Source organism: Tamlana sp. 2_MG-2023, assembly GCF_030548465.1.
GTDB lineage: Bacteria > Bacteroidota > Bacteroidia > Flavobacteriales > Flavobacteriaceae > Pseudotamlana.
On sequence record NZ_JAUOSF010000003.1, the window covers coordinates 302,969 to 325,766 of the forward strand.

General features: G+C 33.8%; 22 protein-coding genes and 1 tRNA gene. 14 read left to right on the forward strand and 9 right to left on the reverse strand.

From position 1 onward, the window contains the following. Positions 1-49: 49 nt before the first annotated feature. The gene (atpD, locus tag Q4566_RS06690; RefSeq protein ID WP_303419866.1) at positions 50-1,558 is read left to right on the forward strand and encodes a F0F1 ATP synthase subunit beta; all 1,509 of its coding nucleotides are present in this window, start codon (positions 50-52) and stop codon (positions 1,556-1,558) included. A 77-nt stretch (positions 1,559-1,635) separates the two neighbouring features. Beyond that, on the forward strand, positions 1,636-1,929 hold the full coding sequence (locus Q4566_RS06695) for a F0F1 ATP synthase subunit epsilon (RefSeq protein WP_303419867.1): 294 nt from the start codon (positions 1,636-1,638) through the stop codon (positions 1,927-1,929). A gap of 169 nt (positions 1,930-2,098) precedes the next feature. Here Q4566_RS06695 and Q4566_RS06700 read toward each other — a convergent pair whose 3' ends face one another. Together Q4566_RS06700 and Q4566_RS06705 are read right to left on the reverse strand one after the other, a co-directional pair. Further along, a complete protein-coding gene (locus Q4566_RS06700; protein WP_303419868.1) occupies positions 2,099-2,599 on the reverse strand; it encodes a c-type cytochrome in 501 nt (166 codons plus the stop codon). A 242-nt stretch (positions 2,600-2,841) separates the two neighbouring features. After that, positions 2,842-3,381, reverse strand: coding sequence for an alpha-ketoglutarate decarboxylase (locus tag Q4566_RS06705; protein ID WP_303419869.1), 540 nt, complete (start codon positions 3,379-3,381; stop codon positions 2,842-2,844). Between the two features lie 149 nt (positions 3,382-3,530). Between Q4566_RS06705 and Q4566_RS06710 the strand changes: the two genes are divergently transcribed. Continuing rightward, positions 3,531-6,275, forward strand: a complete 2,745-nt coding sequence (locus Q4566_RS06710; protein WP_303419870.1) for a 2-oxoglutarate dehydrogenase E1 component — start codon at positions 3,531-3,533, stop codon at positions 6,273-6,275. Positions 6,276-6,312: 37 nt separating this feature from the next. Further along, complete coding sequence (gene odhB / locus Q4566_RS06715) at positions 6,313-7,521, forward strand: 2-oxoglutarate dehydrogenase complex dihydrolipoyllysine-residue succinyltransferase (protein ID WP_303419871.1); 1,209 nt, start codon at positions 6,313-6,315, stop codon at positions 7,519-7,521. A 441-nt stretch (positions 7,522-7,962) separates the two neighbouring features. Here the strand turns inward: odhB and Q4566_RS06720 are convergent, their stop codons facing one another. From Q4566_RS06720 to Q4566_RS06745, 6 genes are all read right to left on the reverse strand, one after another. Beyond that, positions 7,963-8,613, reverse strand: a complete 651-nt coding sequence (locus tag Q4566_RS06720) for a response regulator transcription factor (protein ID WP_303419872.1) — start codon at positions 8,611-8,613, stop codon at positions 7,963-7,965. Between the two features lie 13 nt (positions 8,614-8,626). Beyond that, a complete protein-coding gene (locus Q4566_RS06725; RefSeq protein WP_303419873.1) occupies positions 8,627-9,073 on the reverse strand; it encodes a TIGR02281 family clan AA aspartic protease in 447 nt (148 codons plus the stop codon). Further along, positions 9,066-11,627: a CHAT domain-containing protein gene (locus Q4566_RS06730; RefSeq protein ID WP_303419874.1), complete on the reverse strand. Its 2,562-nt coding sequence runs from the start codon at positions 11,625-11,627 to the stop codon at positions 9,066-9,068. Before Q4566_RS06730 ends, Q4566_RS06725 begins: the two co-directional genes overlap by 8 nt. Before the next feature lie 29 nt (positions 11,628-11,656). Next, entirely contained in the window at positions 11,657-13,612 is a 1,956-nt protein-coding gene (locus Q4566_RS06735; protein ID WP_303419875.1) for a PKD domain-containing protein, read from the reverse strand. A gap of 273 nt (positions 13,613-13,885) precedes the next feature. Continuing rightward, complete coding sequence (locus tag Q4566_RS06740; RefSeq protein WP_303419876.1) at positions 13,886-14,869, reverse strand: hypothetical protein; 984 nt, start codon at positions 14,867-14,869, stop codon at positions 13,886-13,888. Between the two features lie 80 nt (positions 14,870-14,949). After that, complete coding sequence (locus Q4566_RS06745) at positions 14,950-15,444, reverse strand: hypothetical protein (protein WP_303419877.1); 495 nt, start codon at positions 15,442-15,444, stop codon at positions 14,950-14,952. A gap of 307 nt (positions 15,445-15,751) precedes the next feature. Between Q4566_RS06745 and Q4566_RS06750 the strand changes: the two genes are divergently transcribed. The 10 genes from Q4566_RS06750 (at position 15,752) to Q4566_RS06795 (ending at position 22,348) form a co-directional block, all read left to right on the forward strand. After that, complete coding sequence (locus Q4566_RS06750; RefSeq protein ID WP_303419878.1) at positions 15,752-16,333, forward strand: RNA polymerase sigma factor; 582 nt, start codon at positions 15,752-15,754, stop codon at positions 16,331-16,333. A gap of 5 nt (positions 16,334-16,338) precedes the next feature. Next, positions 16,339-17,085, forward strand: coding sequence for a tetratricopeptide repeat protein (locus Q4566_RS06755; protein ID WP_303419879.1), 747 nt, complete (start codon positions 16,339-16,341; stop codon positions 17,083-17,085). A 109-nt stretch (positions 17,086-17,194) separates the two neighbouring features. Further along, entirely contained in the window at positions 17,195-17,962 is a 768-nt protein-coding gene (locus Q4566_RS06760; protein WP_303419880.1) for a TatD family hydrolase, read from the forward strand. A gap of 3 nt (positions 17,963-17,965) precedes the next feature. Beyond that, entirely contained in the window at positions 17,966-18,997 is a 1,032-nt protein-coding gene (locus Q4566_RS06765) for an asparaginase (protein ID WP_303419881.1), read from the forward strand. Positions 18,998-19,069: 72 nt separating this feature from the next. Next, positions 19,070-19,157, forward strand: a tRNA-Ser gene (locus Q4566_RS06770). A 75-nt stretch (positions 19,158-19,232) separates the two neighbouring features. Beyond that, positions 19,233-20,003, forward strand: a complete 771-nt coding sequence (locus Q4566_RS06775) for a MotA/TolQ/ExbB proton channel family protein (protein WP_303419882.1) — start codon at positions 19,233-19,235, stop codon at positions 20,001-20,003. Positions 20,004-20,057: 54 nt separating this feature from the next. Further along, positions 20,058-20,462 carry a hypothetical protein gene (locus Q4566_RS06780; protein ID WP_303419883.1) on the forward strand — a complete coding sequence of 135 codons (405 nt, stop codon included), beginning with the start codon at positions 20,058-20,060 and terminating at the stop codon, positions 20,460-20,462. A gap of 3 nt (positions 20,463-20,465) precedes the next feature. Then, positions 20,466-21,053, forward strand: a complete 588-nt coding sequence (locus Q4566_RS06785; RefSeq protein ID WP_303419884.1) for a biopolymer transporter ExbD — start codon at positions 20,466-20,468, stop codon at positions 21,051-21,053. 23 nt (positions 21,054-21,076) lie between these two features. Continuing rightward, positions 21,077-21,553, forward strand: a complete 477-nt coding sequence (locus Q4566_RS06790) for a biopolymer transporter ExbD (protein ID WP_303419885.1) — start codon at positions 21,077-21,079, stop codon at positions 21,551-21,553. Positions 21,554-21,655: 102 nt separating this feature from the next. Then, positions 21,656-22,348 (forward strand): porin family protein, encoded by a 693-nt coding sequence (locus Q4566_RS06795; RefSeq protein ID WP_303419886.1) that lies wholly within the window; start codon positions 21,656-21,658, stop codon positions 22,346-22,348. Between the two features lie 7 nt (positions 22,349-22,355). On the opposite strand, the gene Q4566_RS06800 is transcribed toward Q4566_RS06795, so the two are convergent. Continuing rightward, positions 22,356-22,784, reverse strand: coding sequence for a hypothetical protein (locus Q4566_RS06800; RefSeq protein WP_303419887.1), 429 nt, complete (start codon positions 22,782-22,784; stop codon positions 22,356-22,358). Positions 22,785-22,798: the final 14 nt, after the last annotated feature.

Here is a 22,798-nt window from a genome sequence, read left to right on the forward strand (position 1 = left end):
CAAAAGAGTTTTCAACCAATTAAGTCGCATAATATTAAACAAATAAGTAATGTCTAAAGTTACAGGTAAAGTTGCACAAATAGTAGGTCCGGTTATCGATGTTCAATTCGCTTCGGAATCAGAGCTTCCAAAAATTTACGATTCATTAGAAATTAAAAGAGCTGATGGTTCTTTATTAGTATTAGAAGTACAGTCTCACATTGGTGAAGATACAGTACGTACTATCGCAATGGACTCGTCTGATGGTTTAAGTAGAGGAGCTGAAGTTGTTGCAACAGGGTCTCCTATTCAAATGCCGATTGGTGATGATGTTTACGGACGTTTATTTAATGTAATTGGAGATGCTATTGATGGTCTTGGAGATTTACCTAAAGCTGGAGAAGCTGGGTTGCCAATTCACCGTCAAGCGCCTAAATTTGAAGATTTATCAACTTCTACAGAAGTTTTATTTACTGGTATTAAAGTAATCGACCTTATCGAACCTTATGCAAAAGGTGGTAAGATTGGTTTATTTGGTGGTGCCGGTGTAGGTAAAACAGTATTAATTCAAGAGTTGATTAACAATATTGCAAAAGGTCACGGTGGACTTTCAGTATTTGCTGGAGTTGGAGAAAGAACTCGTGAAGGAAATGACCTTTTAAGAGAGATGTTAGAATCAGGAATTATCCGTTATGGTGATGATTTTATGCATTCTATGGAAGATGGTGGATGGGATTTATCTAAAGTAGATAAGTCTAAAATGAAAGAATCGAAAGCAACTTTCGTATTCGGACAAATGAATGAGCCTCCTGGAGCGCGTGCGCGTGTAGCCTTATCTGGTTTAACTATCGCTGAGTATTTCCGTGATGGTGCTGGTGAAGGTCAAGGGAAAGACGTACTTTTCTTCGTAGATAACATTTTCCGTTTTACACAAGCTGGTTCAGAGGTATCTGCATTATTAGGACGTATGCCTTCTGCGGTAGGTTACCAACCAACATTAGCAACTGAGATGGGTGCGATGCAAGAACGTATTACTTCAACTAAAAGAGGTTCTATTACTTCGGTACAAGCAGTATATGTACCTGCGGATGATTTAACCGATCCTGCTCCTGCTACAACCTTTGCTCACTTAGATGCTACAACGGTATTATCTCGTAAAATTGCTGAGCTAGGTATTTACCCAGCGGTAGATCCATTAGATTCTACTTCAAGAATTTTAACAGCAGATATTTTAGGTCAAGAACATTACGCTTGTGCACAACGTGTAAAAGAGTTGTTACAACGTTATAAAGAATTACAAGATATTATCGCGATTCTTGGTATGGAAGAATTATCTGAAGAAGATAAATTAGCCGTAGGTAGAGCAAGACGTGTACAACGTTTCTTATCTCAGCCTTTCCACGTAGCTGAACAGTTTACAGGAATTCCAGGTGTATTAGTAGATATTAAAGAAACTATTAAAGGGTTTAACATGATTATGGATGGTGAATTAGATCGTTTACCAGAAGCAGCATTTAACCTTAAAGGAACCATTGAAGAAGCTATTGAAGCTGGAGATAAAATGCTTGCAGAAGCATAAATTAGTTAATGGTTTACAGTAGTTGGTTATTAAATTTACCAGCAGCGAGTAACCAATAACAAACAACTATATAAATTATGTATTTAGAAATTGTATCCCCAGAAGCTACTTTTTTCAGTTCAGAAGTTGATTCTGTAACCGTGCCAGGAGTTGAAGGTGAGTTTCAAATGTTGCAAAATCACGCACCTATTGTGTCTTTGCTTACTGAAGGAACCGTGAAAGTTAGAGTACATACTCAGCCACATCTAGATTATGATAAATTACACCCAGATGTAAAACCTCATATGGTAGATAATAAGGTGTTATTGATAGATATTAAATCTGGAACACTTGAAATGAAAGATAATAAAGTTATTATTCTAGCTGATTAAATTTCAGTTCATTATATAATATTAAAAACGCGAAGCAGATGCTTCGCGTTTTTTTGTGGGCAAAAAGGTAGAAGTTGTAAAAATTATAAGGTTGTAATATTCATGATTTCAAAATTGATTATAAGCTAGTCTTAACGAGTTAAATTGAAATTGTAGGTTTATAAATAAATTACAGCGTTCTAAAATATTCTAGTAGCGCTCTGGCTTCGTCTTCAGAAGTTATTTGAACAGGCATTGGGGAGCCGTTATGTTCCTCTAATAAAGCTTTAGCTAAAGGGTCGTCCTTTACCATATTATTAGGGTTCAAAATAAGGTTCATAACCCATTCAGGAGTTCTTCGGTTTAGGATGTCTTTTGGAGCAGGACCTATAAATTTCTTGTCAGGTCTATGGCAAGCAGTACATGTTTTTGTAAATAGCTCTTCGCCTTGCTTAGCAAGGTTTGCGTCTATATTAGTATCTAAGTTTAATGAAGTAATAGGGCCGATGCCTTTATTGGTTAAATCGATTGTTTTTGAAGCTGGGATATCTTTTGCTTCTGCGGAAGTGTTTGTTTCGGTTGTAGAATTGGTTTCATAAGAAAAACCAGTTTTCTTTTTTTCTTCACCTCCACCACAACTCATAAGTACGGCGATTAATGCAAGAGTTGAAATTTTTAAAGTCGTCTTCATAAATATGATTTTCATAAGCAAAATTAACTTGATTTTTTGTAAATATTTATGATATAAATCATGATTACTCTTGTTTTTAGAATGAACTTGACTTTAAGTCTTTAGCCATAAATGTGGTGAAATTTACACGGAAAGGGTTCTTCTTTAGAGGCTTAGCGTTTTCATCAAAAAAACAGGATTGAAATAGGGGTAGTTTTCTGTTGTTTTTTGTAGAAAGGGGTAATTAAGTTAATGAAAAGTATTTAAAAGTAAACCCTAAAAAATGGCGACCAAGGATTACCATAAATACTATCGTAATCATCGTATAAAACATCATATCGAATGCCAAAGGTGATGTTGCCGGTGCGGTAACCCGCGCCTAAATATAAGGCTGAAAGCCAATAGTTGTCGTCGGGGAAATTATATCTGGATTCATAATTTCTATCCACATTGAGTTGTTCAAATTCTGCAGAAACTTGAATTTGAGGAATAATATTGTACAAACCTATAAGGCTTCCACCTAATATGGTCGATTTGTAAAAATCTTTTTGACTATTAAATGTGGCATTCAAACCTAAACCAAGGGCAAAATGTTCATCAAACTGATAGATGGCACTTGGCGCCACGGTTCCACTAAAAAATTCGTTGCCAAAACTAAGTCCTAAATTCCCTCCAAAACGTACGTGATTCCAAAAGTCGCTTTTAGATTGTTGTGCTTGAATATTTATAAAGCAGCAGGAAAAAACAACACATAAGAAAGTTGTTTTTTTAGAGATGCGGAACAAAGCCTTGTTTAAAATCATATTTATTTAAAAAATTAACAAAAAAATAGTCATATTCGTTAAATGAAGTTGAGCTGCCATAAATATAGGCAAAGAATCATCTAATTTTACTAAATGTTGTATTTTTGAGAAATATTTTTTTGAAAAACTACAGGAGATTAATACTTACAATGGATAAATATTCTTTTTTAAACGCTGCACACACAGCGTATTTTTCCGACTTATATAATCAGTATTTAGAGAACCCAGATAGTGTAGAGCCTAGTTGGAGAGCCTTTTTTCAAGGTTACGATTTTGGTGCCGAAAACTATGGCTTAGAGGGTGAGATTGTTGAAGGCGTTTCAACTCAAATACCTGAACACGTACAGAAGGAATTTAATGTGTTAAGACTTATTGATGGTTATAGAATGCGTGGGCATTTGTTTACTAAAACAAACCCCGTTCGTGATAGACGAAGCTATACACCAACATTAGAGTTAAGTAATTTTGATCTTTCAGATAGTGATTTAGATACCCTTTTTAATGCAGGTGAAGTTTTAGGCGTTGGTCCAAAAACTTTAAGAGAGATTGTTAAACATCTTAATAGTATTTATTGTGATTCTATTGGTGTGGAATACATGTACTTAAGAAATCCAGAGGTTATTAAGTGGTGGCAAGATCAATTAAATAAAAATGATAATCACCCAACATTTTCAGCTGATACTAAAAAATACATTCTTTCGAAGTTAAACCAAGCGGTAACTTTTGAAAACTTTTTACAAACCAAGTATGTTGGTCAGAAACGTTTTTCATTAGAAGGTGGCGAGTCTCTAATTCCTGCAATTAGTAACGTGCTTTTCTATGCTTCTAAAAAATATGATGTTAAGGAATGTGTTTTAGGAATGGCTCACCGTGGTCGTTTAAGCACACTTGTAAACATCTTTAGAAAACCAATGAACGAACTTTTTAGTGAGTTTGATGGTAAAGATTTTGAAGATGAATATATCGATGGTGATGTGAAGTATCACTTAGGGTTAACACTTGATAAAACCTACCAAAACGGTAAAACGATCAAGATGAACTTAGTGCCTAACCCATCGCACCTAGAAACTGTTGCGCCAGTGGCGGAAGGGATTACTAGAGCAAAAATTGATAATGATTACGGTGGTGATGATTCTAAAATTATACCAATTATAGTACATGGTGATGCTGCAGTTGCGGGTCAAGGTGTGGTATACGAGGTGGCACAAATGAGTCAGCTTAACGGTTATAAAACGGGTGGAACCATTCATATTGTGGTAAATAACCAAGTTGGTTTTACAACCAATTATTTAGATGCACGTTCAAGTACCTATTGTACAGATGTGGCTAAAGTGACCTTATCACCAGTTTTACACGTTAACTCTGATGATGCTGAAGCAGTAGTTCACGCTGTTGAATTGGCCTTAGAATATAGAATGCGTTACAAAAAGGATGTATATATCGATTTGTTAGGCTATAGAAAATATGGTCATAACGAAGGTGATGAGCCAAGATTTACACAACCTAAATTATACAAACATATTGCTAAGCACGCGAATCCGTTTAAAATATATGCGGATAAGTTAGTTGCTGAAAACACAATCGATAAAGATTATTCTGCACAAATTGTTGCCGAATTTAAAGAAACGCTTGAAACAGCATATACACAATCTAAGGAAGATGATACTTCTAAAGTGCGTGAATTTATGATGGAGCGTTGGACAGGTTTTGTGCGTCGTGGTGTTGATGCCATGTTAGAACCTGCAGACACAGCGTATGCTCAAGATAAATTAAAAGATATTTCTAAAGTAGTATCTACAGTTCCAGAAGGCGTGAAGTTTTTACGTAAAGCAGAGCGTATTCTTGATGGTCGTGCAAAAATGGTTTTTGAAACTGATAACTTAGATTGGGGTATGGCTGAAACTTTAGCCTACGGAAGTTTATTAGAAGAAGGTTTCAATGTGCGTATATCTGGTCAAGATGTAGAGCGTGGAACTTTTAGTCATAGACACGCGATTTTACGCGATGAGATTTCAGAAGAACGTATCAACTTATTAAATACAAACCCAGCGAACAAAGGAGAAATGTATATTTACAATTCTTTCTTATCTGAATATGGTGTTTTAGGTTTCGATTATGGTTATGCCATGGCAAACCCAAATACATTAACCATTTGGGAAGCTCAGTTTGGAGATTTTAGTAACGGTGCGCAAATTATATTCGATCAATATTTATCGGCTGCAGAAGATAAATGGAAGTCACAAAACGGTATTGTTGTTTTGTTACCGCACGGTTATGAAGGACAAGGTTCTGAGCATTCATCTGCAAGAATTGAACGTTACCTGCAATTATGTGGTAATGATAATATGATTGTTGCCGATTGTACAACACCTGCAAACTTTTTCCACTTATTGCGTCGTCAAATGAAACGTGATTTCAGAAAACCTTTAGTAGTATTTACACCTAAAAGTTTACTGCGTCACCCAAAAGCGGTATCTTCAATTAGCGAATTAGCTTCAGGAGGATTCCAAGAGGTGATCGATGATACCATTAACCCAGATAAGGTTAAAAAATTAGTATTTTGTACAGGTAAATTCTACTATGATTTATTAGCGCAAAGAGAAGAATTAGGAACAGAAGAAGTTGCTCTAGTAAGAATCGAGCAGTTATTCCCCTTACATATCGATAAAATAGAAGCCGTATTAAAACGTTATCCAAACGTAGAAAAGCATGTTTGGGCACAAGAGGAACCTAAAAATATGGGAGCTTGGATGCACATCGCTCAACGTTTAGAAATTGTAAAATTAGATGTTTGTGCAAGAGCATATAGCTCGGTACCTGCACCAGGATCAAGTACAAGAGATAAAAGAAGACAGCAACAAGTAATTAACGCTGTATTTGATATAAAAAGTTAGATTAAAAGAAAATAAGATACCATTAAAATTATAAAAAATGATTTTAGAAATGAAAGTCCCTTCACCAGGGGAGTCTATTACAGAAGTTGAAATTGCAACATGGCTTGTTGAAGATGGCGATTACGTTGAAAAAGATCAAGCTATTGCTGAAGTAGATAGTGATAAAGCAACACTTGAATTACCAGCTGAAGTTAGCGGTATAATTACTTTAAAAGCTGATGAAGGTGATGCTGTAGAGGTTGGTGCTGTTGTATGCTTAATTGATACAAGTGCTGAAAAACCTGAAGGTGATGCTCCAGCAAAAGAGGAGAAAAAAGAAGCGGCTCCAGCTGCTGAAGCACCTAAGGCTACTGAGGAAACAAAAACATACGCAACAGGAAGTGCTAGTCCTGCGGCCAAGAAAATATTAGCTGAAAAAGGCATTGAAGCAGATGCTGTTTCTGGAACCGGAAAAGCTGGTCGTGTTACTAAAGACGATGCTATAAATGCAGTGCCTTCTATGGGAACACCAACTGGTGGGTCTAGAGGAACTAGCCGTAGTAAAATGTCTATGCTAAGAAGAAAAGTAGCAGAGCGTTTAGTTGAGGTTAAAAACACAACAGCGATGCTAACAACTTTTAACGAAGTTGATATGTCCCCTATTTTTGCATTACGTTCAGAGCATAAAGAGGCTTTCAAAGCAAAACATGGTGTTGGATTAGGATTTATGAGTTTCTTTACTCTAGCAGTGGTTAGAGCTTTAGAAATGTATCCTGCAGTGAACTCTATGATGGATGGTAAGGAAATGCTTTCTTATGATTTCTGTGATATTAGTATCGCTGTTTCTGGTCCTAAAGGATTAATGGTTCCTGTTATTAGAAATGCTGAAAACTTAAGTTTTAGAGGTGTTGAAGCAGAAGTTAAACGTTTAGCACTTCGTGCTAGAGACGGGCAAATTACTGTAGATGAAATGACAGGTGGTACATTTACAATCACTAACGGTGGTGTATTTGGAAGTATGTTATCTACACCAATTATCAACCCGCCTCAAAGTGGTATTTTAGGAATGCATAATATTGTTGAAAGACCTGTTGCCATTGACGGTAAGGTTGAAATTAGACCAATTATGTATGTAGCCTTATCTTACGACCATAGAATAATTGATGGAAAAGAAAGTGTTGGGTTCTTAGTTGCTGTTAAAGAAGCTCTAGAAAATCCTACTGAAATCCTTATGAATAACGATGTTAAAAAAGCGTTAGAGCTTTAATAAGGGGCATAAATAGTCAAATAAAAAAGGGTGTTGTTTTTAAACAACACCCTTTTTTTGTACTCAAAATTTTTTAGTTGATAACAGCTTATATTTTTATTGATAATAGCTTAGAAAAAAAATACGTAAATATTCACTGTTAAAATGAAAACGACAATAGCAGTTAAAGCTATTGTGCAATACCTGTCAAATGTTCTGTTCTCCATGAGAGTTGTTCTTTAGAATTTGAGATTAAATTTTTTTAAAACTCTGCACCGGTTTGAGCGATGCAGAGTATAATAAAAAAATTCTCTCTCAAAAGAATTAATAGCAATACGAAGATACAATAGACTACTTTAAAAAAAAATACGCACTTCTACGTATTTTAGTTAAGTTATAGGGTTTAACTGATAAGATGCCTGAAATACTACGGTTATCTATAATGATTTGTGAAAAATAAACTCAATCTTTTATTTTAAAAAGGAGCCTTTTGTTAACCAAGGCCCAAATTACAAGTGAAGTAGGGCTGTTACTTAAGTTTAGTTTGTTGACAATATTGCTTCGGTGTTTGTCAACTGTTCTGACGGAAATAGATAAATGTTCGGCAATTTGCTGACTTGTTTTATGTTTAGAAATTAGTTTGACAATTTTTAATTCCGATTTTGTCAAATTATGCATTTCTTCTGTAGGTTGGTTATCTATATGATCTGGGTCGAGATATGCGTCAATTTCTTTACTAAAATATGTTTTTCCTTGTGACAGTTCTTCAATACAGGCTTCAATTTGTTCAAGAGCAAATTCTTTCAGGATATAGCCTTGTACTTCGTACTCTAATGCTTTGTTGTAAAAATATTCATCAATATTTAAAGTTAGAAGAATAATTTTGGTGGATAATTTATTTTTATGACACAGTTCTGCTACATCTAAGCCGGTCATAACAGGCATGCTAATATCTAAAATAGCAATTTCTGGCTTAAATTTTAATATATGATTATACGCGGTTTGCCCGTCGTCTGAACTCGCTAGTATTTTATAACCTTGTTGGTTTAAAAAATCTAACAACCCACGTAAGATGAGCGGATGGTCATCGGCAATTGTAATTGAAGTTTTCATTTTTTGGGTGCTATTAACTCAACTTTAAATATAGGTATTTCTTTTGGTAGTCAATTACAGCTTTGCCTTTTTTTAGAATATCTGCTCCAATAATGCCATCTACAGGTTTGGAATCATGATTAATTAAAGCGGAATTAACATGAGTGAGGTTAAATAGAACCAAGACAATTTTATTATTCGACCATTTCCCAATTTTAACTTTGTTCTTTTTTGATAACTTGGTTTCCATATCGATAGCACCAGCTCCTGCGGCTTTAATTAAAGAATCTTCTGCTTTAAGCTTAAAAGTATCAATCGCTTCAAAACCTACGCAAGAACTAGAGGCACCCGTGTCTAATATAAAAAGCCCCTTTTTTCCATTAATGGAGGCCTTTATTTCAAAATGATTCGTTTTGGTAAGGTGTAATTTTACTTTTGAATAGCCTTGTTTGGTGAGAAATTGTTGAAGCGTTTCATTCATGGTTTTTAAATTTCAGCATTAAAAGTAAAGCAATCAAAATAATTACAATCCCAAAAATAATATAAAAAATAGTGTTTTGTGGTTTTGCCGTTTCTAGCGAGCCATAATAAACAAATGCACTCCAATAATAAGGCGATTTTTTGATGTTGTTTATGGTTTCTTTTTCTAGATAGTTTATTTTCGATTCATGATTGGCAAGCCATGCAGATTCATGTTTGTTATAGCTTTTGTAGAAAGATTTCATGATTTCCGAGGTCGATAAATCGTTTATTTGCCATAGAGAAAATAATAGGTTTTTGGCGCCTGCATATTGAAACCCTCTAGCTATACTCATAGCACCTTCGCCCTTAAATTGTCTGCCAACACCTGTTTCGCAAGCACTCATAACCACTAAATTGGCTGGAATTGTCATGCTATACAATTCATTTAATAATAGCGAATCATCATAAAATTTCATATTTGCTGGTTGGATAAAATTACCAGCACTGGCATGTGTGGAGAGATGAATAATACCATGTTTAGAAGCGTTTTTCATGAAATTACTTTTAGTAGCATCAGCATTCATGTATAGCTTAGAGGGCATTTCTTTTTCAATGGCATGTGCTTCATCAATAGAATAATTTAGTGTTTGATTTGTGTTTTCAAATACAGGGAAAAAACCTATTAAGGTGTTGTTTGTGTTTTTTTCTAAAGTATTTAAGTAAAATGAAATACTCGTGTTATAGGCGACTTGATGATTTTTTACAACAAAAGGCATTTTTGAAAATGAAGTTGTCTTTGTTTTATCAGACAAGAGCGCTTCAAAAGGTATGAAATTTAATAAACCATCAGGAATTATGATTACATTTTGATAAGCTGAAAGCGCATTGAAATTAAGTAGGTTATAAACGTGAAATGCTTGATTCGTATAATAACCTATATCATTATTTATAGCTGATGACGATTCGAAAAGGTGGATGTAGCTTCTAATGGCGTTTTTCTTTTTTTCATCTAAATCTATTTTGTTTAAAGCTATAGCATCAGCAGTTATCACAAATTGATATAAATTTTGCTCACCAAAAAAGTACTCGGTTAAGGCGGTGTTATTTTGAGTCAATTTGTGTTGTAAAGTTTCTAATGAAAATGTATTTTCTTCTTCCGAAAATTTTTTGTTAATAGCGTTTTTTACTGTTTTTAATTGCACGCTAATTGTGCTAAGTTGTTGGTTTAAATTGTTAATATATGAGGCATTGTAACTCGTTAATTGCGCTTTGATTAACTGAGTTTTAATTCGTTCTTGATTTTTTAAAAGATTAAATTCTGTATTTAAAAGACTATCATTTGGAAAACGTTGCAAGCGTAATTTTTTCTGGAAAATAGATTTTAAAGTAGATACTTTATTGTTTTCAGCATATTGAAGGGCTTTAAATAATAAGGAGCCCTTGTTCGTTTGATTGTAATAATCAAAAAGAATATTGATACATTTTTCGCTTCGCTTTCTGTTTTGAGTTTCATTGATGATTTTGGTTTCTTGCGATGTCCAATGGTCTCTCAATAGATTTGAAACATGAAAACTCAAATCATAGAGTTGTAAAATGTTATTTGGAAGGGTTTGTAGTTCGGCATACAAATCAAAAATATCAATAAAAGTATTTTCGGCGTATAATTGATTTTTATTTGGCAAACCATCGGCAGAATAATTTGGTAGTAAGATTTTTAAAGCTTCATTCAATTTTTTTAAAGCCTCATTGTTTTTTTGCAACAAAAAATAAAGTTGTGCTTCTTGAAAATAAAACTTTGCTAAATCTCTTGTCCCTAATTCTTCACGGTTTAACAGTGTTTTTGCTTTATTGAAATGCGTTAAAGCAGCGTTATAGTTTCCGTTTTTAAGTTCTATTTGACTTTTAGTTTTCTCTATATCAAAACTTGAGGCGTTTGAACTTATGTTTTGAGATGATGCTATTTTATAATCATTTATAGCAATAAAACTTGTGGTTTTTATACTTTCTAAATGGGCTTTTTTAGAAGCAGGAATGTTGGCCTGTTTAAGCGCGTTGTCTACAACTTTTATAACGGCTTCATGGTTCCCCAGTGTTTGAAAAAGTTTAGCTAAATTAATAGCGCCACTCATTTGTTGACGGATGTTTTTTTCTTTTTCAGCTAAAAAAATATATTGATTTATGGTGCTTTCAGCATTGGTAAAATCATTTGTTTTTGTGTATAAATTGCCAAGAGGCTTCAGGCAATATTCAATAATATCAAAATCAGAAAATGTTGAAAGTTTCTGATTGTTATACCGGCTTAGGGCATTTTCATAAGTTGTAATCGCATCTTTTAGTTTAGATTTTTCATTTAAATAATAGCCTTTTTGGCATTGTAAAAACACGAAAGCTAAGTGTTCATCTTTGCTTTTTATTAGTTTTTCGAATTTTGATGCTTGTTCATTTAAAAGTTGAAAAGTGGCTTCATTTTGTTGCTTACTAAAAGTTTCAGCAGCCACATAGATGTTTTCTTCAAGGTTTTGAGAGAACCCAAAACCTTGAACTAGAAATAGAATAAAAACCAATTTTTTCATAAGAATACCTTGCCAAATGAATCTTAGCTTTAAAATTTCCAGATGGCGTAGAATTGCCAGTAATTAAAATCGTTTTTAAAATTTAAGACATAACGAGCGCCTAAACTAGGACCTATTCTGGCGAAACCTGCTGTGGCTTCAAATAATACGCCGGCTCTTAAATTGGTAAACGATTCTGTTTGGGTGTTGCTTTCTTCAATGGTATTAAAAATTGGAGCATCAGGATTTTGGCCTTCAAACTGTTCTATTAAAACCGATTGATTCTGTTTTTCACTAACCGAAATGGTAGTGTTCAATCCAGTACCTAAACCAATATAATTATTAACATTGTAACGTATTAAAACAGGTACATCCCAATCTATATTTTCATAACTCGTATTAGTGGTGGTACGCTGTAAAAACCGAAAGCCCTGCGCACCATCTATTACCGCCTCACTTACGGTAATATTCGCATCGTAATTATGAAAATTATTCATGAGTTCAACCTGCCAATACCAACGGTAAGATTTATACGGAGAAAGTGTGGCGCCAAAAAAGTAGCTTTCAGAATTTTGTAAATCTGAATACCAATTGTAACCCACTTTGGCTCCAATAGAAAGGCCCGGTAAAAAACGGGTTGTTGAGTAATTAGTTATTATAGGATCGTTTTTATCAAAAATAATAGCGGTTCTGCTTTTCGTTTTCTGCTTATGAAAATCTTTTGCAAACTTAATTTTATATTTTACAAAGCCTTTTGTAGAATCGTATTCCTTGACATTCTTTTGTTCGCTTCCGGGTAAATAAATATTTTTAAATGTGAAAATGGCCTGACTATCTGTAAAAGTAGTGTCCAAGCAACTGTATAAAACCTCGCGTTTGGGGCAAATATCACACTTGGGGTACATGTCTACCACTTCTATGGTTGATTTATCCAACATGTCAGGAACATCGGTTTCTAATCGTATGGTGTTTGCTGGGCCCTCTCCATTGTTTTGAAATTTAATTTTGTATTTCAAGGTTTTAAAACGCACCAATCTGTAGTTCATAATGGTGGCGTTTGATGACATGTTATTAGGATCGTGTGAGGTAACAATTTCCATTTCCATATCCTTTATATTATGGTTGTCATAATTATCATCTGGCACATAAATACCTCTTATCGAAATAATAGCGCTCGTATCCTTAACCATTTCTGGGGTGGTTTTTAAGCTGAAAAAAATGTGGCGTTCTTCTTCGGGTTCCATGTTGTCAAATTCTAAAATGCTCCAATCTTTGTAGTAACTTTTAGATTCTGAAATGGTTAAAGGTAAATTGGTTTTTACAGTAGAATCTTGTAAAATTTCATTGGTTTTAAATAATTCATCATTTACTGAAGCCAAATAGTTGCTGTTATCGTCAGTTGTTTGTGTATAAGCGAAAGTTTCGGTTGGAATCCTTTTTTCGTTATGATGTGTTCTGGTTTCTATTAATTCAAAATTATTAGCCTTGAATTTGTGTTCGTTGTAAAACAAATAGAGTTTTCCGTTTGTGGGGTAGGTTTTTGTGTTTTTATAACTCATTATGGCAACAATATCTTCACTAGGAATTGGTTCTCGGTTACGCTTTAAAGTGAAATTTTCTTCCATGGAAGCCATGTCTTCATAGGCGGTAGTAAGATTATTAATGGCTACTTTTTTAGGTCTTGAAGTTGGTGGTTTTCCTGTATCGTAATTATTAGTTGCCCAAAGTTTTACTTCATATTCACCTTTGTTTTTATAAATATGTTTTGGGTTTTCTTCTTTGCTATAATGGCCATCTCCAAATTCCCAGAAATACGTGTAAAAGGCTTTTGGTGCACCCGCAATTTGATTTAGCGCAGGGGTTTCTGGTGTAAAAATAACCGCATTCCCAGTGGTGGTATTTTTTATAGTTGCTGCTCTTGTAAGCGAATCGTTGGTAACTAGGTTTTGGCCATAACTATAAATACAAATAAGTGCACAACAAATAAAAAGTAATGGTTTGTTCATAATTAAGGGGTTTACTAAGTTTTAAATATACAAAAGAGAATGTTTTAATCGTTAAAATAGAAGAGTATTACAATAATGTTTACGTTAATGTAAACAGGATTTCTATGATAAGTACTATTTTTAAAATAAACCGTTTCATACTATTATATAAATAGGCTGGGTGTTTTGTTACCCCAAAATATAAAAATAGAAGCTGTCTGGGGGAGACAGCTTCTAATGAAGTAGATTAAGTATTGAAGTTTATTTTAAGTAGGTTAATATATGTATGGATATTTATGGTAAGTCATTAATTATGGCTGTAAGTTGTGCTTCAGTAACGACTGCTGTTTCTGAATCGGTAATGGTTATCACATCGTTTTCAACAATAGTTACCGATTGTATAGCGTATTTCCAATCATCTGCTTCTTCAGTTACAAAAATGACATGACATTCTAATCCGATTGGAATTTGTCCGTAATGCTCGCTGAATAAACCAGAACCCGCATCATAAGTATCTAAGTTTGCCAATCCGGTATCTTCACCATCATAAGATAAAAATACAGAGCAGTTCGTGTTATCATACCCCTCTGGTACATCAACTAAAATTGTTGTTTTTGGTCTTGGGTCGTTGTAAAAACGATCGACATTAGACCAACCAAAATCACCTAAAAAAGCATAGTACTGGTTGCCTTCTGTAAAAACACCACCTTCACCATTAGCACCATCTCGTTTGTCTTCTTCCCAAGCCAAATCACCGTTTTCATCAATAATACCATTCCATAAAATCATGTCATTATCAATACCGCCAGTTAAAGATGCAGGAATACCTAATTGAATGTTACATGAGGTTTCTAGTGCAGCGCCATTTTGAGTTGCTTCTATAAAAAATTCGCCGCCAGTTAATAACAGAGCTCTATCGCCGTTTGGCATGATTCCCATTGTAGGTTTGTTGGTAGTAAGCATGTTGCCTTTGTCGAATATTTCAACAAATTCAAGATCTACTTGCCCGGTTACGGCATTTCCGTTTAAGGTTAAACATGAACCCTGAATATTGATTTGCACGCCTTTTTCCGATGTAAATGACGCGTTGCCATCTTCTGCGTTAAATTGAAAAGTTTGTGTAATTTCCTCTAAAGCGGTTTCATGTAAACCACTGAAATCCTCTGCAGTTGGACGAATGATAAGCGTGTCACCGTCATCATCATTGTTTTTAGAACAGCTTGAAAAAAATACAGCTGCTAATAATAAAGTTGCTAAAATGTTTTTTGAAATTTTCATAATAATTAAGTTTAAAAATTGTTAATCGAGGTTATATCAACTGGGTAATTATTTTGTTACCCAGTTTTGGTAAATATTTTTTAGTGTTGTGGTTGACTTACGATTATTTTTGAAACAACCGCATCGTTTGTAGTTACTAAATCAATCATTTTATGAGCATAGGCTTCGGTTGAAGAAAATCCTTTAGCGTTTCCTGTGGCCGTTTCAACCTCCCAGAAATAATTTCTTTTAGAGGTGTCATTTGCTTCAGATTTTAAAACTAAATAACTTGTGATTTTTTTGTCTTTTAAAACTTCTCCGTGACTTGATAAGTGAATCATTCTATTTGCAGATTCTAAACTTAAAGCCGTTCCAGAATAATGACCACTATTGGTTTTAACTTCCCAATCAAAAACTTGGACGATCGCCTTTTTAGTAATTTCTACTATTTCAGTTGTAGTGCTGTTGGTGCTTTTTTCATTGCTAGCATTTACATTTAACATTGAGAAAGCTACGGTCGCGATAATTAAAATTGATTTTTTACTCACGTTATTAATAGTGTTTAAGTGTGCGTGAAATTTGTTTGTAATTTTCATGATTTCTAAGTTTAAGGATTAATTAAATTTGTTTAGCCTTTATTAAGACTGTTACACCCTTATATCAAAAGCATTTAAAAATTGTTACCCTTTTTTTTAAAGTTTTTTTACTCGACACTTGTTTTCATCGGAGTAGCCTAGGGTTTTCACTGAAATTTTTATTCCTATGAAGATGGAATCTCAATAAATAATTTTGTTGTTTATGCTTTTAAAGCATCAAAATGCCTACTCAAAGCTTGAGATGAGGATCGTATTATGACATCTTGTTTCAAGAAATTCTTTATTTTCGTTCAAAATACAAGGGTTAATGGGCGAAAAAAAAATACACGAAGATCAGAAATATATAGACGGATTGTTGCAGAACAATGCGTTTATCATACAAGCTATCTATGATACTTTTGTGCCTAAAGTGGTGAATTATATTAAGCAGAACAGCGGAAGTGCAGATAAGGCGCAAGATGTTATTCAAGATACTTTATTAACAATATACAATCAAGCCAGCCAAAAAAAGTTGCAACTTACGTGCCCTTTTGATGCCTACTTTTTTCTGCTGTGTAAAAGAAAGTGGTTAAATGAATTGAAAAAATCTTCGAATAAAGAGGTAACAATTAATGAGGCCGAGTTATCTAAAGGTGACGAGGCTCAAAAATTGGCTTTTGAAACCTCTGTTTTTGATGAAAAACAAGCGCTGTTTACAGAAATGTTTAACAAACTAGGAAACGCATGTAAAGATTTGTTAGCCGCTACTTTTAAAATAAAATCTATGGAAGAAGTGGCCAAAAGTTTGGGTGTTACTTATGCTTATGCTAGAAAAAAGAAATCCTTATGCATTGGAAAACTAACAGAATTGGTTCAAAAGTCGCCCAAATTTAACCAACTTAAAAATTAATTGTTATGCAAGACGAAAATTACATACTGTTTGAATCTTATTTATCTGAAATGTTATCTACAGATGAAATTCTTGCTTTTGAATCACGATTAAAAGTAGAACCCGAATTAAATCAAGCATTTCAAACATATAAAGAATTATCAGGTTTTTTAGAACATAAATTTGAAAATGAAGAAGCTTCAAAGGTATTTCAAGAGCATTTAAATAAAATTTCTGAAGCCCATTTTAACAAGGTAAAATCTATCACAGAAACTAAAGGTACAACCAAAATTCATCCAATATTAAAATATCTGGTTGCAGCATCAATTGTGGTGCTTTTTGGGATTTTCACCTATAATCAGTTTTCAACCCCTTCGTTTAGCGATTACAATAATTATGAAACGATTAGTTTAACGGTAAGAAGTGGGCAGGATAAATTGTTGAAAATAGCTGAAAATGCTTTTAATGCCAAGGATTTCGCTAAAGCGGAAGAAGCTTTTTCAAAATTAATAAATGAAGATAAAAATAATGCTGAGTTAAAACTTTACCGCGCTATTTCAAATCTTGAATTAGATCATTTTGAAATAGCCGATGGATTATTAGAAGAATTAAGAACCGGAAATTCTGCTTTTAAAAACAAAGCAATTTGGTATTTGGGTTTAAGCAAATTGAAGCAGAAGGATTATAATGCTGCTTTGGTAATTTTAAAGTCCATTCCAGAAGATGCTGATGACTTCAAACAAGCGCAGAAATTGATTGATAAGTTAGATTAGAAAAATATATTGTTCATATTAATCTGCTAGGCCTCCAAGATCATGCAGGTTCAGTTAGGTTTCCGTGAATATCTGTGTTAGAAATTAAATTCTTCATTAATTTTACAAAATGATTATAACAGATACACACACCCATTTATATAGCGAATCTTTTGATGAAGATCGAGAGGCGATGATTAACCGAGCCATAGATCAAGGGGTTTCAAGGTTTTTTATTCCTGCAATAGACTCGAACTATACCGAGTCTATGCTTCGGCTAGAATCGCGTTTTCCCGAAAACATGTTTTTAATGATGGGCTTACATCCCACGCATGTTCAAGAAAATTTTAAGGAAGAACTTCAGCATGTTGAGGATATGTTGAGCAAACGACATTTTTATGCGGTAGGGGAGATTGGTATCGATTTGTATTGGGATAAATCAACTTTAGAGATTCAGAGGGAAGCATTTATATATCAAATCCGATTAGCAAAAAAACATAAATTGCCTATAGTGATCCACTGTAGGGAAGCCTTCGATGAAATATTTGAAGTTTTAGAGCAAGAGAAGTCCGATGATTTATTCGGTATATTTCATTGTTTCACCGGAAATTTAGAGCAGGCACATCAAGCCATATCTTATAATATGAAGCTGGGAATTGGTGGTGTGGTGACTTTTAAAAATGGAAAAATCGATAAATTTTTACATAAAATTGATTTGAAACATATTGTTTTAGAAACTGATTCACCGTATTTGGCACCTGTTCCTTTCCGCGGAAAGCGTAATGAAAGTCTCTATATATTAAAGGTATTGGAGAAGCTGTCCATTATATATGGTGTGTCTAAAGAAAAAATTGCCGAAATTACCACAAAGAATTCAAAAGATATTTTTAAAGTATAGTTTATGAATAGGCCAAAAGCAAATATTTTATTGATCTATACAGGAGGGACTATTGGTATGGTAAAAGATTTTAAAACCGGAGCCTTAAAGTCTTTCGATTTTAAAACACTATTAGATCAGATACCCGAATTACAACTTTTGGACTGTGATATCGATACGGTTTCATTTAAGGAACCTATTGATTCTAGTAATATGGATATTGATGGCTGGGTGCAAATAGCACAACTTATAGAAGATAATTATGATGCTTTTGATGGTTTTGTGGTGCTTCATGGCAGTGATACAATGAGTTATACGGCTTCTGCCTTAAGTTTTATGCTTGAAAACTTGGGTAAACCAGTCGTGTTTACGGGTTCGCAACTACCTATTGGAGATTTAAGAACCGATGCTAAAGAAAATTTAATAACCTCCATTCAGGTAGCTTCTTTACAAAGTAATGGTTACCCACTTATAAAGGAAGTGTGTTTGTATTTTGAATACAAATTATACCGTGCCAACAGAACAACGAAGCTTAATGCTGAAGATTTTCAGGCCTTTTCGTCCTTTAATTATCATGATTTGGCCGAATCTGGGGTTCATCTTAAGGTGAATTTTGAGTATTTATACAAGCCAAACCACAAGGAAAAGCTTAAAGTGCATAAGAATTTGGACAATAATATTGCATTAATTAAGGTTTATCCTGGTATTACTGAGGCTGTAATTCAAAGTGTTTTTAGTACCCCAAACCTAAAAGCAGTCATTATCGAGACTTATGGTGCAGGAAATTGTACGACCGAATCCTGGTTTTTGAATATTTTAATAAAAAATATTTCAAACGGAATTCATATAATTAATATTACACAATGTGTAGGAGGAAGTGTGATGATGGGGCATTATGAAACCAGTAGTGCCTTAAAAAAGATAGGTGTCATTTCAGGAAAAGACATTACTACAGAGGCGGCTCTTGCAAAATTGATGTTTTTGCTAGGGGAAAAGATATCAGGTAACCTGTTCAAAACCATGTATGAAACGCCATTAAGAGGAGAATTGTCTTAAAATTAACTTCTAAAATTTTAGCGTTCAAAGATTTTTTTGTTATTTCATCCCCGTAATTAGAGTAACATAAATAGAGAGGTGGCCGAGTGGTCGAAGGCGCACGCCTGGAAAGTGTGTATACCTCAAAAGGGTATCGAGGGTTCGAATCCCTTTCTCTCTGCTGTGATTTTTTGTTATTTAATTGCTTTTTTTTTTTATCTTTAACCCTTTAACTAATAAAATTAAGATCTAGAACATGAAAAGATTATTTTCTATCCTTGCCATAACAGGAATGATGGTATTTGGAACTGCTAATGCAACGACAATTGCAAGTACAACTACTACGACGACAGTAGCAACAACAATTACACAAGATGATGCTGCCCCTGCTGAGACTTTAGGGTTTCACCAAGAATTAAAAAAGAGATTTATTGAAGGAGGTCCTGGTTTTATGGGGATCGTATTATTATGTTTAATTCTAGGTTTAGCCATTGCTATTGAGAGAATTATCTTTTTAAACCTTTCGACTACAAATACTAAAAAATTAACTCAAGAAGTTGAGGACGCATTAGCATCAGGTGGTGTTGAAGCTGCTAAAGAAGTTTGTAGAAACACAAAAGGTCCTGTTGCATCTATCTACTATCAAGGTTTAGATAGAACAGATGAAGGTCTTGATGCTGCTGAAAAAGCTGTTGTAGCTTACGGTGGAGTTCAAATGGGACAATTAGAAAAGAATGTATCTTGGATTTCTTTATTTATCGCTCTTGCACCAATGCTTGGTTTCATGGGTACGGTAATTGGTATGATTCAAGCCTTTGATAAAATTGAAGCTGCTGGTGATATGCAACCTTCGCTTGTAGCAGGTGGTATTAAAGTAGCACTTTTAACAACTGTATTTGGTTTAGTAGTAGCTATTATACTTCAAATTTTTTACAATTACATTATTGCTAAGATTGATAGTATCGTTAACAACATGGAAGATGCTTCTATAACGTTAATGGATCTATTAATCAGACACAAAAAGTAAGAGTAACAAATTTAAAAGACTAAAATTATGGGTTTACATAAAGTATTAAAAATAGTGGCTTTCGCTCTAGCTATTATTGGTGCCATTTTCGCACTAATGATTATGACAGGAGACGATGAGACTGCTTTAAGTATGAGTGGAAACATGCTATATATTGCCTACACGGTATTAGGAATAGTATTGTTACTTGTATTATTATTTGTAATTAAAGGTCTGTTTGCAGGAAATATTAAAAAGACGATAATGACAGTTGGTGCTTTCGCACTCGTACTTGTTATTTCTTATACGATATCTTCTGGTGCAGATTTAGATTTAACACCTTTTACAGATAAAGGATTAGACGTTAATGAAGCGACATCTAAAAATGTTGGAGCTGGCTTATATGCATTTTACATATTAGCAGTTATAGCAATTGGATCGATGCTTGTTGGTGGAGCGAAAAAATTATTTAATAAATAAATTATGGCAAAAAGAGCATCACCAGAAGTAAATGCAGGCTCTATGGCCGATATCGCGTTCTTACTATTAATATTTTTCTTAGTAACTACAACCATTGAAACTGATTCGGGTATTAACCGAAAGCTTCCTCCAATGGAAGATAGTGACGAAGATGTTATTATTAAGGAAAAAAATATTTTCACTGTTCTTTTAAACGGAAAGGATCAATTACTAGTTGAAGATGAACTTATGGAGCTTAAAGATTTAAGACAAGCTGCTAAAGAGTTTTTAGACAACGGAGGTGATAGAAGTTGTGATTACTGTGCAGGAGCTAAAGATCCTTCTTCATCAGATAATCCAGACAAAGCGATTATTTCGTTAAAGAACGAACGTGAGACAACTTATAAGACTTATATTGCTGTACAAAATGAATTGGTAGCGGCTTATAACGAATTAAGAGATAAGAGGGCGCAATCATTATACGGTAAACCATTTAAAGAAATGGAAGCTAATTATAATGATGTGAATTGGCCTGGGAATAAAGAAAAGTTAAAGGAAAAAATTGAGCAAATTAAGCTTGACTATCCTCAGAAACTTTCAGAAGTTCAATAGAATAAAAATAACATTTAAACTATATGTCTAAATTTAAAAAGAAAAAAGACGGAGGAATCCCTGCGGTTAATACAGCAGCTTTACCCGATATTGTATTTATGTTATTATTCTTCTTTATGGTTGCCACAGTAATGAGGCAAAACACTTTAATGATTGAGAATAATTTACCTTTTGCAGATCAAGTAGAGAAGCTAGATAAAAAGGATTTGGTTATGTATATTTATGCAGGAAAACCAAGTGAAAATTACAAGCAATATGGTACAGAAGCAAAAATTCAGTTAAATGATAAATTTGCCGACGTAGGAGAAATTGCTGCTTTTATCGCTGCAGAGAGAGCTTCGAAAAGAGAAGAATTAATCCCATTTTTAACTACAGCTTTAAAAGTTGATAAAGGTGCGAATATGGGGCTAATTGGAGATATTAAACAAGAACTACGTAAAGTTAATGCGCTTAAAATAAACTACACGACTAAAAAAGGTAGTGTGTTTGGAAGAGATTAATTTACATTCTTAATTTTATAATAAAGGCGTTTTGATTTTTTCAAAACGCCTTTTATTTTTTAATACCTTTAATGTTTAAATTAAAACTAAGCGTTTCTTTTAATGAAGCATATCTTTATTATTTTATTTTTACTAGTTAATTTTACCTTTTGTTTTGGACAAGATGTTGCGGTTACTGAAGTGGACTCCCTGTACAAGGAGGATCATTTTTATGTAGGTGTTACTTATAATTTTGTTAGTAATCGCCCTGAAGGTTTAGAGCAGAATGGTTTTTCTTGGGGTTTGAATCTTGGCTACATAAAAGATATGCCTATTAATAAAGCCAGAAATAAGGCTATAGGTGTTGGGTTAGGCTATGCTACCGATGCTTATAACCATAATTTATTGGTAACTAAAAATGCTAATGGTAATTTTGAGTATGATATTTTAGATGATGGAAGTTCTTACTCGAAGAATAAATTTTCCTTTCACTTAATTGAAGTTCCAATAGAATACAGATGGCGAACTTCTACACCTACTGATTATGCTTTTTGGCGTATATACGCTGGTTTCAAGTTTGGCTATGTGTTTAGTGATACTTCTAGTTATAAAGGCGATTTGGGTGAATATCGTTATACCAATAATAAAGATTTTAATAACTTTCAATATGGCTTAAAGCTTAGCGTGGGCTATAATACCTGGAATTTCCATGTGAACTACTTGCTTAACCCAATTTTCTCGGATAAGGCACAATTGGATGGTGGAGATATTAATATGAGTATTATAAAAATCGGACTCATATTCTACATACTCTAGGGCTTTTTTACAACCAATAAGGCACAAGTATTAATTGTGGAATAAAGCCTATAAAAGCACCTGTAATGAGTTCTACGCTATTGTGAGCTTGTAGGTGTAGTCTCGACGTAGCAACCGCTCCTGTTATAATAGCCATTAAGGCTAATGTTCCATTAATATTTATGCTATAATGAATGCTAAGGGCTATAAAAAACATGATTAATCCATTAACGCCAATCATATGTATGCTGGTCTTGAAACCGAATACGGCTAGACACATACAAGCCATATTAGAGATTAGAATACCTACAAAGAAGAAGTACAACTCAATAGATTGGTTTGGGGTTACAATCTTTTTAATGACTAACAACAGAATCACACAATTGAGCATTAAAGGAAGTATGCGTTGTTTCGCTGTGCTAAGATGAATACTTTCTACTTTTCCTAAAATTTTCAAAAGAAAAAATATTG

Coding starts and splice junctions, on each gene's coding strand:
- Q4566_RS06720 (WP_303419872.1), bottom strand. CDS start 8,613: ATGAAAACTTCAATTACAATTGCCGATGACCATCCGCTCATCTTACGT.
- Q4566_RS06775 (WP_303419882.1), top strand. CDS start 19,233: ATGAAAAGATTATTTTCTATCCTTGCCATAACAGGAATGATGGTATTT.
- Q4566_RS06695 (WP_303419867.1), top strand. CDS start 1,636: ATGTATTTAGAAATTGTATCCCCAGAAGCTACTTTTTTCAGTTCAGAA.
- Q4566_RS06750 (WP_303419878.1), top strand. CDS start 15,752: ATGGGCGAAAAAAAAATACACGAAGATCAGAAATATATAGACGGATTG.
- Q4566_RS06705 (WP_303419869.1), bottom strand. CDS start 3,381: ATGATTTTAAACAAGGCTTTGTTCCGCATCTCTAAAAAAACAACTTTC.
- odhB (WP_303419871.1), top strand. CDS start 6,313: ATGATTTTAGAAATGAAAGTCCCTTCACCAGGGGAGTCTATTACAGAA.
- Q4566_RS06745 (WP_303419877.1), bottom strand. CDS start 15,444: ATGAAAATTACAAACAAATTTCACGCACACTTAAACACTATTAATAAC.
- atpD (WP_303419866.1), top strand. CDS start 50: ATGTCTAAAGTTACAGGTAAAGTTGCACAAATAGTAGGTCCGGTTATC.
- Q4566_RS06765 (WP_303419881.1), top strand. CDS start 17,966: ATGAATAGGCCAAAAGCAAATATTTTATTGATCTATACAGGAGGGACT.
- Q4566_RS06725 (WP_303419873.1), bottom strand. CDS start 9,073: ATGAATGAAACGCTTCAACAATTTCTCACCAAACAAGGCTATTCAAAA.
- Q4566_RS06740 (WP_303419876.1), bottom strand. CDS start 14,869: ATGAAAATTTCAAAAAACATTTTAGCAACTTTATTATTAGCAGCTGTA.
- Q4566_RS06785 (WP_303419884.1), top strand. CDS start 20,466: ATGGCAAAAAGAGCATCACCAGAAGTAAATGCAGGCTCTATGGCCGAT.
- Q4566_RS06735 (WP_303419875.1), bottom strand. CDS start 13,612: ATGAACAAACCATTACTTTTTATTTGTTGTGCACTTATTTGTATTTAT.
- Q4566_RS06700 (WP_303419868.1), bottom strand. CDS start 2,599: ATGAAGACGACTTTAAAAATTTCAACTCTTGCATTAATCGCCGTACTT.
- Q4566_RS06710 (WP_303419870.1), top strand. CDS start 3,531: ATGGATAAATATTCTTTTTTAAACGCTGCACACACAGCGTATTTTTCC.
- Q4566_RS06755 (WP_303419879.1), top strand. CDS start 16,339: ATGCAAGACGAAAATTACATACTGTTTGAATCTTATTTATCTGAAATG.
- Q4566_RS06730 (WP_303419874.1), bottom strand. CDS start 11,627: ATGAAAAAATTGGTTTTTATTCTATTTCTAGTTCAAGGTTTTGGGTTC.
- Q4566_RS06790 (WP_303419885.1), top strand. CDS start 21,077: ATGTCTAAATTTAAAAAGAAAAAAGACGGAGGAATCCCTGCGGTTAAT.
- Q4566_RS06795 (WP_303419886.1), top strand. CDS start 21,656: ATGAAGCATATCTTTATTATTTTATTTTTACTAGTTAATTTTACCTTT.
- Q4566_RS06760 (WP_303419880.1), top strand. CDS start 17,195: ATGATTATAACAGATACACACACCCATTTATATAGCGAATCTTTTGAT.